Origin of the sequence: Arthrobacter sp. ISL-95 (assembly GCF_018613695.1) — a bacterium.
GTDB lineage: Bacteria > Actinomycetota > Actinomycetes > Actinomycetales > Micrococcaceae > Arthrobacter.
This window is the reverse complement of sequence record NZ_JAGGPR010000006.1, coordinates 92,879-105,801: the sequence shown is the minus strand read 5'-3', so window position 1 is coordinate 105,801 and position 12,923 is coordinate 92,879. Positions and strand designations below refer to the sequence as shown.

Here is a 12,923-nt window from a genome sequence, read left to right as displayed (position 1 = left end):
ACATCCCGGGCCTTATCAAAGAGGATTCATGCTGGTAGACCTCCTGATCCGCAATGCTCATATTCTGACGCAGGACCCCTCCCGCCCCGTCGCGGAAAGCCTGCTGATCCATGACGGGAAAATATTGGATGTGGGCCCCGATGCCGGCGTAGCTGCTCTTGCCGCCCGGACCATTGACGCTGAGGGCGCTACGATCGTCCCCGGCTTCAATGACGTTCACGCGCACAGTGTCTGGTTTGGCCTGGGTCTGATGGAAGCAGGCTTGGGGGCGGTAAAGAACCTTGAAGACGTTTACGACGTCATTGGGAACGCAGCGGTGTCGCTGGGAACCGACGAATGGGTGGTCGCTTCAGGCTTCAGCCCACTGCTTCTCGACGGCGAGCAGCCGGATCGCGACCGGCTTGACGCCGCCGCCGGTGGACGCCCCGTATGGATCAAGCATTCGTCCGGTCATGCCTGCACCCTCAACGGAGTGGCGCTGGCCTTGATTGAAGCCGAAGGCGCCGACTTGCGCGCAGAGGTCGACGGCGGTGCAGTGGTGATGGGGCCCGACGGCCGTCCCACCGGGCTGCTGGAAGAAAATGCGATGCGGCTCGTCCAGGACCTCCTGCTGCCCTATCCTCTGGAAACCATCGAACGCGCCCTGGACCTGGCCACCACCCACTACTTGAGCGAAGGCATCACCAGCGTCACTGATGCTGGAATTGCGGGCGGCTGGATCGGTCATTCACCGCAGGAGTTCGCGGCCTACCAGAACGCAAAGGACAAGGGCCTGCTCAGCGTCAGGATGCAACCGATGGTTGTGCTCGATGCGCTGCGCCCGTTGCAGGGACATGCAACGGACGCAGTAACGAAGGGCCTTGACACCGGGATACGTACGGGCCTGGGCGATGATTGGCTCCGGCTTGGCCCAGTGAAGATCTTCAGCGACGGTTCGCTTCTGGGAAGTACCGCTTATGTCACCGAAGAGTACGTCGGTTGCACCCACAACCACGGCTACCTTCAGATGGACGCAGACAAGCTGCGCGACGCGGCGCTCAAGGCCTACAGTTCCGGCTGGGCGGTTGCCATGCACGCCATTGGCGACCATGCAATCGACCATGCGATCGACATCCTCACAGAAGCCCAGGAGACTTTCGGCCTCAACGCCCTGCCCAACCGGATTGAGCATGGAGGCGTTGTCCGGCCCGATCAGTTGGACAGGATCGCCGCGGCGGGAATCGTCCTGGTGCCTCAACCGCATTTCATCACCGAGTTCGGCGACGGAATGGCCCGCTTACTGGGACCCAAACGCACACCGTGGTCCTATCCGGGCAAGAGCCTCTTGGACCGTGGTGTGGTACTGCCTGGCAGCTCTGACCGGCCGGTCTCCAACGGCCGCCCACTGGACGTCATGCAGTCCTTCGTGGAGAGGCTCACACCCTCCGGAGAGGTTTACGGTCCTGCCGAAAGGATCACCGCTGCCGAAGCCTTGGCGGCCTACACCACGGGGTCGGCTGCAGCTACCGGCGCCGAAGGTATCAAGGGCCGCCTATCCCCTGGCTATCTGGCGGATCTGGTATTCCTTGACCAAGACCCCACCACCGTGAAGTCCTCGGCCATCGGAGCCACCCAGGTCCTGGCAACCATGGTGGGCGGTGACCTCCGTTGGGGCGCGGATAAGTACCCACTCCAAACCCCAACCGAAGAAAGTGAATCAGCGCTGAGTACGCCAGCCAGCACTGAGTACGCAGCACTGACAGCTAAGGAAACACCATGACCAGCACCTTCCCCGATTTCCTGGACGACTTCGCAGAAATGTCCTCCTTTGGCGCCACCAATGGTGGTGGCGTGGACCGGCAGGCCGGTACCCCGGCAGACCACGGTACCCGTCAGTGGTTTGGAGAGTGGTTGGCCCGGAACGGCTACACGGAGTCAGTGGACGAGGTTGGAAACCAGTTCGGTACCATCGAGCTGGTTCCGGGAGCCCCCTACGTTCTGCTGGGGTCCCACCTTGATTCACAACCCCTGGCCGGAAAATTTGACGGCGCCTACGGGGTGCTTGCTGCGGCCTCCGCCGCCAGCGTCGTGGCAGCTGAAGCCCGGACGCGGATGCTGAGCCCTGTCTACAACCTTGCCGTGGTCAACTGGTTCAACGAGGAAGGAAGCCGGTTCGCACCCAGCATGATGGGAAGCTCGGTCTTTACGGGGAAAATTCCACTCAAGGACGCATTGGCTACAACGGATCACAGCGGAACCACTGTGGCCGAGGCCTTGTCCGGTGGGCACCTTCTCCCGGACGGTACCGCACCAACCCTCAATAGCGTCGCCCTCTACGCCGAAATACATATTGAACAAGGCAGGAACCTCGAAGAGAGCGGCACGCAGGTGGGGTTGGTTGACCGCACGTGGGCGGCCAGCAAGTTCCGGGTAACAGTGGATGGAGCCCAATCCCACACCGGTGCCACACGCATGGAGGATCGTCGGGACGCCCTCTACGGTGCCGCACTGCTGATCGCCGCTGCCCGGGAACTGGCCGCCGAGTTTGACCCCGGCCTGTTGCACACTTCCGTGTCCGAGCTGTACGTCCTTCCCAACTCACCGGTCACCATTGCCAGGCAGGTCACCATGAACCTTGATCTCCGGTCCCCTGATGAGGAGGTCCTTGCCCGTGCAGTAGACCTTCTGGGGAAATGGGCAGGCGAGGCCAGTGACCGGTCCCGTACGGACATCGGCATGGAACTGACGCATCACTGGAGCTTGGTTGCCTACCAGCCGGAGGGTGTGGCCTTGGGTGTGGCAAGCGCTGAACGTCTGGGCTTCACCCACAGCAACATCATGACCGTGGCCGGACACGATTCCACCAACATGAAGGACGTGGTTCCCACGGTCATGCTGTTCGTCCCCAGCGTGGAGGGAATCTCGCATAATGAGGCCGAGTACACCAGGGATGAAGATGCGCTGCGTGGTGTGGAGTTGCTCGCCGAAGTGACACGTCGTCTGCTTCAGGGCGAGCTGGGCTAGCCGGCTTTGAGAACTACGCTGCCACTGGAACCGAACCAAGTGATGATACCGCCCTGGTAGTTCTGGACCACGGCGCCGGCGGAAACGTACTCATCCGAGGTGGGGTAACCGAGTTTGCCCTTTTCGTAGCCGTGCTTGGCCCATAGGCTTCTGATGGCTCCCGTGCTGACGTGGGCTCCCGTGGCTGGGGTGAAGTAGATGGAGCCACCTTCATAGGCCTGACCGATGCCGCCCTGGGCCATGCCGGGAATTTCGTCTGTGGTGGGGTAACCGAGGTAGCCCTTTTCGAATCCGGTGGCACCCCAGGCAGCACGGATGGCGCCCATGCTGATGTGCACCCCTGTGCTGCCGCCCCAATGGATGGAACCGTTCTGGTACGCCTGCCCCGCTCCGCCGTTCTTGAGTCCATACATTTCATGACTCACGGGGCCCCCTGCGAAGGCAGGCCCACCGAGGGCAGCATACTTGTTGGTGATCGCCCCGAACGGCGAACTGCTGTAGGGAGTGAAGACGTCGTCCACTGCTCCCATGATGATCCGATCACCGGGTCGGTTGGTTTTCAAGAGCTGGGTTACGGTGCCCAAATTCGTAGAGATGCAGCCCGCGCTGGGCACGTTGCCTGCATGGAAAAAGATCGCAAAGGATGCCCCCTGGACAGTAGGCATGTCCGGGTAGCGGTTCCAGTTGATCACCGCGGCTTGCTCGTAGAAGCCTTGGTTCATGTAGGTCCAAAGGTTCTCATCGGACTCACCCCCGGCCCCTTCGAAGTACTGGTTATAGGTGGGCCCATGCTCTCCGCCCCAGCGGGAATTGGGGTTCACTGAGTAGTACTTCAACGCGGTTCCCGGATTGGATCGACCCAGGGCCTCTGTGAAACTGAAGCTTCCGGTGGGAGACTTCCAGGAATCTTCCCATGCGAGGTTCTGGGCTGAAAACCCCTTGGATCCGGCGAATCCGGTGGTTTGCCATTCCTGCACGTACCCGCTGCCGGATCGGACACATCCGGTGATGAGCACGGCCGACTGTGAACGGTCCGTCGCCGTGGCGAAGGTGACGCGATTGGCTCCGTAGGACGGGAATTTCACCTGCCCGGCGCTGAGTCGCTGGCATGGGTTGTACACTTGCGAGCCCGCTTCGGCCGGCATCGCGAACACCAGCGACGCCGCTGCCAGAGCGGCAGCAAGAAACGAGGCGCACAAAATTCTTCTGATCATGAGTCTTCCCCCAACGAGACAATCAAAGCCAACTTCACTGCCGGGACCATCCGGAAGCTACTTGATGGTCCCATACCGTGGTGGTGGCCAGGCGTACCGGTGCGGACGCGGATAGAGTCGTATCAATGGACAGTAATCTGACAGTTGACCGGCGGACCGATCCCCACCAACCCACGTTCCCTGTTGCTGATGCCGAGGACGGCTTCGTCAGGGTCCGTGGGGCCCGCGAGAACAACCTCCGCAATGTGGATGTGAATGTGCCACGTGACGTAATCGTCGCGTTCACCGGAGTTTCAGGGTCTGGAAAGTCGTCTTTGGCGTTCGGCACCATCTTTGCCGAAGCACAGCGACGCTACTTCGAATCCGTGGCCCCCTACGCCCGCCGCCTCATCCAACAGGGACACAATCCCAAGGTGGAATCGATCACGGGGCTGCCGCCCGCCGTCGCACTTCAACAACGCCGGGGCACAGCAACCGCCCGTTCCAGTGTTGGCACGCTGACGACGCTGTCCAACTCGCTGCGGATGCTCTTCTCCCGTGCCGGCCGTTATCCGGAAGGTGTCCCGCAGTTGGACTCCGACGCTTTCTCCCCCAATACGGCCGCCGGCGCCTGTCCTGAGTGCCACGGGCTGGGTGTGGCCCACACCGTCACGGAGGAGTCTTTGGTTCCCGATCCTTCCCTGAGTATCCGGGACGGTGCGATCGCCGCATGGCCCGGTGCCTGGCAAAGCAAAAATCTCCGTGACATCCTTACCCACTTGGGCTACGACGTCGACACGCCGTGGCGGCAGTTGTCCAAGAAGGATCGCAACTGGATTCTCTTCACCGATGAGCAGCCGGTGGTGGAAGTGACACCGCAAAGGGACCGGGTTGCCAAGCCGTACAAGGGCCGGTTCTGGAGCGCCAAAAGCTACGTGCTCCACACCCTGGCCGACTCGAAAAGTTCCACCATGCGTGACAGGGTGTTGCGCTTCATGGAAACGGGCCAGTGCCCGCAGTGTGGTGGCAGCGGCCTCCGCCCGGAAGCGCTTGCCGTCACCTTCGCCGGAAAGACCATCGCCGAGCTCAATGCCCTGCCGATGACCGAGCTGGCCGCCATCATTGCACCCACCACGGAGTTGACGGCGTCCGGCACAGCCTCCAGGACCCAGACCTCCGGTGAAGCCAACGAAGTGGCCGTCGCTATCACCCGAGACCTCTTGAGCCGGGTCACGGTACTCCTGGACCTTGGCCTGGGTTATCTCGCCCTGGGCAGACCGACGCCAACCCTCTCCCCTGGCGAAATGCAGCGTCTCCGCATAGCCACGCAGCTGCGGTCAGGACTCTTCGGCGTCATCTACGTGCTGGACGAACCATCCGCCGGGCTTCACCCGGCCGACGCCGAGCCGCTACTGGCAGTACTGGACCAGCTGAAGAGCTCCGGAAACTCCGTGTTCGTAGTGGAGCACAACATGGATCTTGTCCGGGCAGCCGACTGGTTGGTCGATGTTGGGCCGCATGCAGGCGAGGGCGGTGGGCAAATCCTCTACAGCGGCCCCGTGGCTGGGCTGGCAGATGTAAAGGATTCCGTGACGCGACCCTTCCTGTTCCCTGAATACCCGCTGACCCCTAATAAACATCTTCCATCGGTCAGGGCGCGTCGGCACACAGCACCCCGGCCGCCCAAAGAGTGGCTCACACTTCGCAACATCAACAGGCACAACCTTTGTGACGTCCAGGCCGAGTTTCCTTTGGGTGTGCTGACAGCCGTGACGGGCGTCTCAGGCTCGGGCAAGTCCACTTTGGTCAGTCACGTTCTCGCCGAGGTGGTGGCGGCCGCGCTGCATCCGGAAGCTCTCGAGTCAGACACCCAACAGACGCCCGACGCTGTGGGCTTGGTTTCCGGGCTCCACCAGCTGGATCGCCTCGTCAAGGTGGACCAAAAGCCCATTGGCCGGACGCCTCGCTCCAACCTGGCCACTTACACAGGGCTCTTCGACGGAGTCCGGAAGGAGTTCGCAGCCACCGAAGAAGCACGCTCGCGTGGCTTCGGCGCAGGAAGGTTCTCCTTCAACGTGGCCGGGGGCCGCTGCGAAACGTGCCTGGGCGAAGGCTTTGTTTCCGTGGAGTTGCTGTTTCTGCCGGGGAGTTACGGTCCCTGCCCCGAATGCCACGGTTCAAGATTCAATCCCGAAACCTTGGAAGTCACCTACCGCGGACGCGATATTGCCGAGGTCCTGGACATGACCGTGAATGCCGCGTCCGAGTTCCTGGCTGATCTCCCGGGCGTCGCCCGCAGCCTCCAAACCCTTCGCGAGGTGGGCTTGGGCTATCTGCGCCTGGGCCAGCCTGCCACGGAGCTTTCCGGCGGCGAAGCACAGCGCATCAAACTTGCCACCGAGCTGCAGCGCATCCAACGCGGCCACACCCTCTATCTGCTGGATGAGCCCACCACAGGCCTGCACCCGGCAGACGTCCAACTCCTGATGGCCCAATTGCACAAGCTGGTGGATGCCGGCAACACGGTCATTGTGGTGGAGCACGAGATGGACGTCGTGGCAGGTGCTGACTGGGTGATTGATCTGGGCCCGGGCGGCGGCGACGCCGGCGGCAAGATCATGGCCGCCGGCCCGCCAGCCGTCGTCGCGGGTTCCCAAGTAAGCCGGACAGCACCGTTTCTTGCTGCCGCTTGCCGACTGTAGCTAGCGTCGGGGAATATTCCGCAGGTTGCTTCGCGCCATGCTGACAGCTTCCCCGGCGCCGCGGTTCAGAACCACTTTGGACATGGCCGTAGCGAATCCGATGACTTGGGAACCCGAGATTTTTGGCGGGATGGACAGGGCATTGGGGTCAGTGATGAGCTCCACCAACGACGGACCAGGGTGCGCGAACGCCGCCCGGTAGGCTGCCTCAATGTCTGCCGGATCCGTGACGCGCACAGCGTGGAAACCCAGGGATTCTGCCACCGCTGCGTAGTTGGCGTCCGGCACGTCCACACCGAAATCCGGTAGCCCGTCAACCAGCATTTCGAGTTTCACCATGCCCAGCGTGGAGTTGTTGAACACCACCACGTTCACCGGCAACTGGTGCGCGGCCACCGTGATGAGCTCACCCAGCAGCATGGACAGGCCGCCGTCGCCCGAGACGGAAATGACCTGCCGTCCGGGAAAGGCCACCTGCGCGCCAATGGCGTGCGGAAGGGCGTTGGCCATGGACCCGTGGAGGAACGAGCCAATCAGCCGACGGGTGCCCAGCGGGTTGATATAGCGCGCAGTCCAGACGTTGCACATACCGGTATCCGCTGTGAAGATTGCGTCTTCCGCCGCAATCTGGTCCAGAAGCGAAGCGGCGTACTCGGGGTGGATAGGCTGCTTCTTCTCCACCTTGCGCGTGTAGGCGCCCACGGCCTTGTTCATCAAACGGTCATGCTTCTTCAGCATCTGGTCAAGGAAACGTCGGCTCTTCTTCGGCGTCACCAACGGCAGCAGGGCCGTTAAGGTTGGCAGCACGTCGCCGTGGACGGCAATGTCGACGTCGGTCCGCCTCCCCAGCCGCTGTGCGGCCCGGTCCACTTGGGCTGTCCGGGTATCGGGCAGAAACTGGTCATAGGGAAAGTCGGTGCCGAGCAGTATCAGCAGGTCCGCGTCTTCAATGCCCTCCGCCGCCGCTCCATAGCCGAGCAGCCCGGTCATGCCAATATCGAAAGGATTGTTGTACTGGACGAAGTCTTTGCCCCGCAGGGAATGACCTATGGGTGCGTTGACCAGTTCAGCCAGGGCCCTCAGTTCACTGTGGGCGCCTTCGACGCCGGCGCCGGCAAAAATGGCAACCTTACCGGCGTCGTTAATGGCATCGGCCAGTTCGCGGACACTCTCCGGATCCGGAACCAAGGCGGCTGGTCGGAACGTGGCCGGAAGTGGAGTTGGCGCCGAGGCTTCAAGTCCGGCGATGTCGCCGGGCAGGGTGACAACTGCGACTCCCCCAAGACCTATGGCGTTCTGGATGGCACTGTGCATCACCCGCGGTGCTTGCTCGGCGGTACTGATCATCTCCGAATACACAGAGCACTCATTGAAAAGCCGGTCCGGATGGGTTTCCTGGAAGAAGCCGCTGCCAATTTGCTTGCTGGGGATGTGTGAGGCGATGGCGAGCACCGGCGCTCCGGTGCGGTTGGCGTCATAGAGCCCATTGATCAGGTGCAGGTTGCCGGGGCCGCATGACCCCGCGCAGACAGCCAACTTACCCGTCAGTTGCGCCTCCGCAGCAGCAGCAAAGGCGGCTGCTTCCTCATGACGCACGTGGATCCAGTCAATTCCGCCTTTCGCAGAGCCTCCTGTTTGCCGGACAGCGTCCACGATTGGATTCAGGCTGTCGCCAACGATTCCGTAGATCCGCTGCACCCCGGCAGCTTGGAGTTGTTCAATGAGTTGGGTGGCAAGTTCCTTGGCCATAGTGTGCAAGCTCCCTCAATGGTGGTGGTGGGCTGACAGGGCCAAATATAGTCGGCCTGTCCAAGCCCCACCTGGGAATGCCCGCGGCTTAAGCTGCCAGCCGAGTCCCGAACAGTCGCTCCGCCACACTCACCAGATGTTCCGGCACATCTGCGTCGCTGCCGCTGCTCCGATGACCGAGGAAAACAGCCGTGCCACTAACAGTGTCCTCCATGGGAATGCCCGCTTCCCGAATCAAGACTTCAGCCCGCGGGTTCAGTAGCAAAGGAATGTGCCTTGCCTGGTCATTAAGAAGAACATGCCAGCCACGTCCGGAAATGGCTTCGATATTCCCCTCCACCAGAGACTGATGGTTTTCCATGGAAGCCTCAATTCGTTCGACTCGAATTACCTCATTAAGGCGCGCAGGAACAATGAGCGTAGTTATTAATTGCCGCATGACTTAAAGGTTCCATTTCTTCACAGCAACCGCCGCCCTTTCCGGCAGGAAATGACGGTCGGCTGCGTCGCTCGTAGCTCTTATGCCGCCGTGCCGCAGCTACGTGGCCGCTAGCGGTGGTTTTTCCTTGGCTTGGAAAAGAGATTTTCGCTGCCTTCGGCCTTCGCCCTCTTTTCCGCCCGTTTCTCCAGAATGGTCTTCCCCGTCTTCTTCGACTTGCCACTACTCGATGATTTGCCGGACATTATCTCTCCTTCAATATTCTCGGTATGAGAACACCATACCTACTTATATTTTTAAAGCCAGTTACCGAATTGGGTGGGGCGATGTCGCAGCCCTTTTATGTTTTTTCCTGTACGGGGCTCTGGCTGGGAAGGCTGTTAATTGCTAGCGTTGCCGCATGAACCCGTCGAAGCCCCCGGCTGAGATCCTTGATATTGCCGGCCAAGAGGTCCGTATCTCCAACCCGGACAAGGTGGTATTTCCCGAGCCGGGGGTGACCAAGCTTGACTTGGTGAAGTACTACCTCGCCGTCGCGGAAGGGGCACTGCGTGGAGCAGGCGGCCGCCCCATGGTGCTCAAGCGCTTCCCCAAGGGCATCGACGCCGAACCGTTCTTCCAGAAACGCGTACCCGAAAATCACCCTGGCTTTATTGATACGGCAACCCTCCATTACTCCTCCGGTACCTCCGCCGAGGAAACGGTGATCCGGGATGCTGCCGGCCTTGCATGGGTGGTGAACCTGGGATGCCTGGACCTTAATCCGCACCCGGTGCGCGCTGAGGACCTTGATCACCCCGACGAACTGCGGGTGGACCTGGACCCCATGCCTGGGGTCGGCTGGTCCCGGATTGTGGACACCGCCTATGTAGCCCAGGAGGTTCTGGACGACGTCGGGCTGGTGGGGTGGCCTAAGACGAGTGGCTCCCGTGGACTCCACATCCTGGTCCGCATCGAACCCCGATGGTCATACCGGGAGGTGCGCCTCGCCGCCGAAACCCTTGCCCGCGAGGTGGAAAATCGCGCGCCGGGACTGGCAACAGCCAAATGGTGGAAGGAAGAACGCGGTGAGAGCGTTTTTGTGGACTTCAACCAAAATGCCAAAGACCGCACCGTGGCCTCAGCATACTCGGTTCGTTCCCGCCCCGACGCCCGCGTCTCAACCCCGCTCACTTGGCAAGAAGTGCGCTCCGCGCGGCCAGAGCAGTTCACAGTCCAATCAGTACCGGCACGTTACGCTGCGCTGGGAGACCCACACGCAGGAATCGACGACGCGGCCGGCTCACTCGACGGACTGCTTGCCTTGGCTACCGAGCTTGGACCCGCCGAGAAAGCGCCCAAGAGCGGAGATGGATCAGGTCGCCGGGTCTCGGTGATGCCGCTCATCGAGGTTGCCCGCAGCAAGACCAAGCCCGAGGCCCAGGCGGCTCTGGATGAGTGGAAGGCCCGCCACCAGGATGTTGTTTCCCTGCTGCATCCTGCCGACGTCCTCATAGACGGGATGCGGGGCTCGAGCTCGCTCTGGTACCGCGTACGGGTAAACCTTCAGCACATCCCCGAAGACCGGCGTCCGCGCCAAGAGGACCTCATCGTGGACTACGACCCGTGGGCAGGTAAAGAATGGCCGGGCCGGCCAGCTTCCTGAGGTCGGCCGGAATCCCGAGAACGTTCGGCTAGTCCTGGCCGATGGTGATGCCCGTAACCGGCGCGCCGGCACGCTCATAGGAGAGCAGCACCGCCCCCTTGGGGAACGCCCGGGGTGGCTGGGCGAAGCGGAAGGCTGCGGGGACGCCTGAGCCGTCGGCAAACAGTCGCTTTCCCGAGCCGAAGGTGAGCGGATACAGGAACAGGTTCAGCCGGTCGAGGAGGTTGGCTTCAAGAAGCGAGCGAATGAGGTGGCCGCTGCCGAACATGTGGATGTCATGGAATTGATCCTTGAGTTCAGCCAGCCCGGAGATCTCCGCCAATGAGGTGGTGCCTTCCCACTCCGGCCGGGTCAGGGACCGCGACACAACAAATTTCGGCAAGGCGTTGAAGGTTTCGCCGATGTGATCCTTCTGATGGGGCCAAAACCCCGAGAAGATGTCGTAGGTTTTTCGTCCGAGGAGCAGGGCGTCCATGCTGTCGATTCCCGCGCCGATGGCTTCACCTGTTTCGTCGTCAAAATAGGCCGCTTGCCACCCACCGAATTCGAAGCCACCGGCCCTGTCCTCTTCAGGGCCGCCCGGCGCCTGGTAGACGCCGTCAAGGGTGATGAACAGGTTGGCGGTAAGGATTCCCACGATGCACTCCTTCGCATGGACCGCGGCCGGATGCTGCGGGTCTGTGGCATCTTCCTCACATTAGTATGCTGCTTCCCGGTTTCCTGCGGAACCCGGCAGCGGTGATAGGACTTGCTGGATTCTCCCCTTGGAATATTCGGCTTTCAAGTTATGGCGCACCGTAGGAGGTGGCGGTAGCTTTGGAGTACTTTTCCTTGAAGCAGCCGAGGTACCGGAGGCACTGCCGATGCAAGGCTTGTCCACGTCACTGGTCCTCATCGCCGTCATGGCTGTGGTGGCTCCTCTTGCCACCCGGCTCCTTAATCGTTGGGTCAAAGTGCCAATCGTGGTCTTTGAGATTGTCCTTGGCATCCTGTTAGGTCCCAGCCTGCTGGGCTGGGTCCAGTCCACCGCGTTCACCGACACGCTGGCCGACTTCGGACTGGCCATGCTGTTCTTCGTTGCCGGCAACGAGATCGATTTCACGGCCATTCGCGGCCGTCCCATTTACCGTGCTTCTGCAGGATGGGTCATCTCCCTGGCTGCGGGCATCGGGGCAGGTTTTGTCATGGTCCCCTCACCGGAGTCTGCCGTGATCATCGGCGTTGCCCTGTGCTCCACGGCCTTGGGCGCGCTGCTGCCGATCCTCCGGGACGCCGGCGCTTCCACGTCGCCCATTGGTGTGGCCGTCACCGCTTTGGGCGCCGCCGGCGAGTTTGGTCCGTTGATAGCTATTTCGCTGTTCTTCAGTGGCAAACAACTTGGAGTGGCATCAGGAGTCCTTCTGGGCTTCGTTCTCTTGACCGGCGTGGCAATCTACCTGGCCTCCCAGGCGCGGCACACCTTGTTCCACGCCCAAGTCACTGCCACGCTTCACACCAGCAGCCAATTCGCCATGCGGTCCATTCTGTTGATTCTCAGTACGCTGGTGGTGCTCAGCATGCTACTGGGGCTGGACATGCTGCTGGGTGCCTTCGCCGCAGGAGTCCTCTGGAAGGTGACCATAGCGCGCGCTCCTGAAGCGGACCGTGAAGTCATTGAAACGAAGATCGACGCCGTAGCTTTCGGGTTCCTGGTTCCCATCTTCTTCATCGACACCGGCATTGACTTCGATCTTGGGGCGCTGATTTCCAACCCGGTAACCCTCGCTATGATCCCCCTGTTCCTTGGCCTGTTGCTGATCATCCGCGGTCTGCCATCATTGCTCGCCGCGCCCCCCGGCTCCAGTCGAGCGGACAAAAGAGCCCTCATGCTATTCGGTGCCACAGCGTTGCCCATCATCGTGGCTGTGACCACCATTGGCCGGGAACACGGGCTGATCACCAGTGGGATTTCGTCCGCCCTGGTAGGTGCGGGGATGCTCTCGGTACTCCTGTTTCCTTTACTGGCGCTTCGCCGGCTGCGTCGCCCGGAAGCGGCAGACCCTGAGCTGCGCGCACCGAAAGCCTGACTGCCTGGCAGCCGGCTGCGCAAAGTCCGAGCAAAAGTGTTGCCCCAAGCGGACCCGGCCCATAGGCTCATAACGTGAGTGGCAGGGACGGCAACCGACCAGCGGGACCGACCAGCGACCGGGTGA

Annotated in this window: 10 protein-coding genes; 5 read left to right on the top strand and 5 right to left on the bottom strand. The window is 61.6% G+C overall.

Annotated elements, in window-relative coordinates:
• The first annotated feature begins 28 nt into the window (after positions 1–28).
• Both J7I86_RS11275 and J7I86_RS11270 read left to right on the top strand, forming a co-directional pair.
• The gene (locus J7I86_RS11275; RefSeq protein WP_214819843.1) at positions 29–1,759 is read left to right on the top strand and encodes an amidohydrolase; all 1,731 of its coding nucleotides are present in this window, start codon (positions 29–31) and stop codon (positions 1,757–1,759) included.
• The gene (locus J7I86_RS11270) at positions 1,756–3,003 is read left to right on the top strand and encodes a M20 family metallo-hydrolase (protein WP_214819841.1); all 1,248 of its coding nucleotides are present in this window, start codon (positions 1,756–1,758) and stop codon (positions 3,001–3,003) included. The genes J7I86_RS11275 and J7I86_RS11270 overlap by 4 nt, the downstream gene beginning before the upstream one ends.
• Here the strand turns inward: J7I86_RS11270 and J7I86_RS11265 are convergent.
• The gene (locus tag J7I86_RS11265; protein ID WP_286179669.1) at positions 3,000–4,217 is read right to left on the bottom strand and encodes a hypothetical protein; all 1,218 of its coding nucleotides are present in this window, start codon (positions 4,215–4,217) and stop codon (positions 3,000–3,002) included. The genes J7I86_RS11270 and J7I86_RS11265 overlap by 4 nt on opposite strands.
• 125 nt (positions 4,218–4,342) lie before the next feature.
• Here J7I86_RS11265 and uvrA point away from each other — a divergent pair, with 125 nt between their 5' ends.
• Positions 4,343–6,898 carry an excinuclease ABC subunit UvrA gene (gene uvrA, locus J7I86_RS11260; RefSeq protein WP_286179668.1) on the top strand — a complete coding sequence of 852 codons (2,556 nt, stop codon included), beginning with the start codon at positions 4,343–4,345 and terminating at the stop codon, positions 6,896–6,898.
• On the opposite strand, the gene J7I86_RS11255 is transcribed toward uvrA, so the two are convergent.
• From J7I86_RS11255 to J7I86_RS22785, 3 genes are all read right to left on the bottom strand, one after another.
• Positions 6,899–8,647 (bottom strand): pyruvate dehydrogenase, encoded by a 1,749-nt coding sequence (locus tag J7I86_RS11255; RefSeq protein WP_214819839.1) that lies wholly within the window; start codon positions 8,645–8,647, stop codon positions 6,899–6,901.
• 88 nt (positions 8,648–8,735) lie between these two features.
• Positions 8,736–9,008, bottom strand: coding sequence for a hypothetical protein (locus tag J7I86_RS11250; protein ID WP_286179667.1), 273 nt, complete (start codon positions 9,006–9,008; stop codon positions 8,736–8,738).
• 188 nt (positions 9,009–9,196) lie between these two features.
• The gene (locus tag J7I86_RS22785; RefSeq protein ID WP_286179666.1) at positions 9,197–9,331 is read right to left on the bottom strand and encodes a hypothetical protein; all 135 of its coding nucleotides are present in this window, start codon (positions 9,329–9,331) and stop codon (positions 9,197–9,199) included.
• 155 nt (positions 9,332–9,486) lie between these two features.
• On the opposite strand from J7I86_RS22785, the gene ligD reads away from it, so the two are divergent.
• Positions 9,487–10,731: a non-homologous end-joining DNA ligase gene (gene ligD / locus J7I86_RS11245; RefSeq protein ID WP_214819835.1), complete on the top strand. Its 1,245-nt coding sequence runs from the start codon at positions 9,487–9,489 to the stop codon at positions 10,729–10,731.
• Between the two features lie 28 nt (positions 10,732–10,759).
• Here ligD and J7I86_RS11240 read toward each other — a convergent pair whose 3' ends face one another.
• Positions 10,760–11,368, bottom strand: a complete 609-nt coding sequence (locus J7I86_RS11240) for a dihydrofolate reductase family protein (RefSeq protein ID WP_214819833.1) — start codon at positions 11,366–11,368, stop codon at positions 10,760–10,762.
• Positions 11,369–11,495: 127 nt separating this feature from the next.
• Between J7I86_RS11240 and J7I86_RS11235 the strand changes: the two genes are divergently transcribed.
• Positions 11,496–12,797, top strand: coding sequence for a cation:proton antiporter (locus J7I86_RS11235; RefSeq protein WP_286179665.1), 1,302 nt, complete (start codon positions 11,496–11,498; stop codon positions 12,795–12,797).
• The last annotated feature ends 126 nt before the right edge of the window (positions 12,798–12,923 follow it).

What these genes read in the sequence shown, in the direction of transcription:
- J7I86_RS11275 (WP_214819843.1), top strand. Translation starts at nt 29, where the DNA reads ATGCTGGTAGACCTCCTGATCCGCAATGCTCATATTCTGACGCAGGAC.
- J7I86_RS11270 (WP_214819841.1), top strand. Translation starts at nt 1,756, where the DNA reads ATGACCAGCACCTTCCCCGATTTCCTGGACGACTTCGCAGAAATGTCC.
- J7I86_RS11265 (WP_286179669.1), bottom strand. Translation starts at nt 4,217, where the DNA reads ATGATCAGAAGAATTTTGTGCGCCTCGTTTCTTGCTGCCGCTCTGGCA.
- uvrA (WP_286179668.1), top strand. Translation starts at nt 4,343, where the DNA reads ATGGACAGTAATCTGACAGTTGACCGGCGGACCGATCCCCACCAACCC.
- J7I86_RS11255 (WP_214819839.1), bottom strand. Translation starts at nt 8,647, where the DNA reads ATGGCCAAGGAACTTGCCACCCAACTCATTGAACAACTCCAAGCTGCC.
- J7I86_RS11250 (WP_286179667.1), bottom strand. Translation starts at nt 9,008, where the DNA reads ATGGAAAACCATCAGTCTCTGGTGGAGGGGAATATCGAAGCCATTTCC.
- J7I86_RS22785 (WP_286179666.1), bottom strand. Translation starts at nt 9,331, where the DNA reads ATGTCCGGCAAATCATCGAGTAGTGGCAAGTCGAAGAAGACGGGGAAG.
- ligD (WP_214819835.1), top strand. Translation starts at nt 9,487, where the DNA reads ATGAACCCGTCGAAGCCCCCGGCTGAGATCCTTGATATTGCCGGCCAA.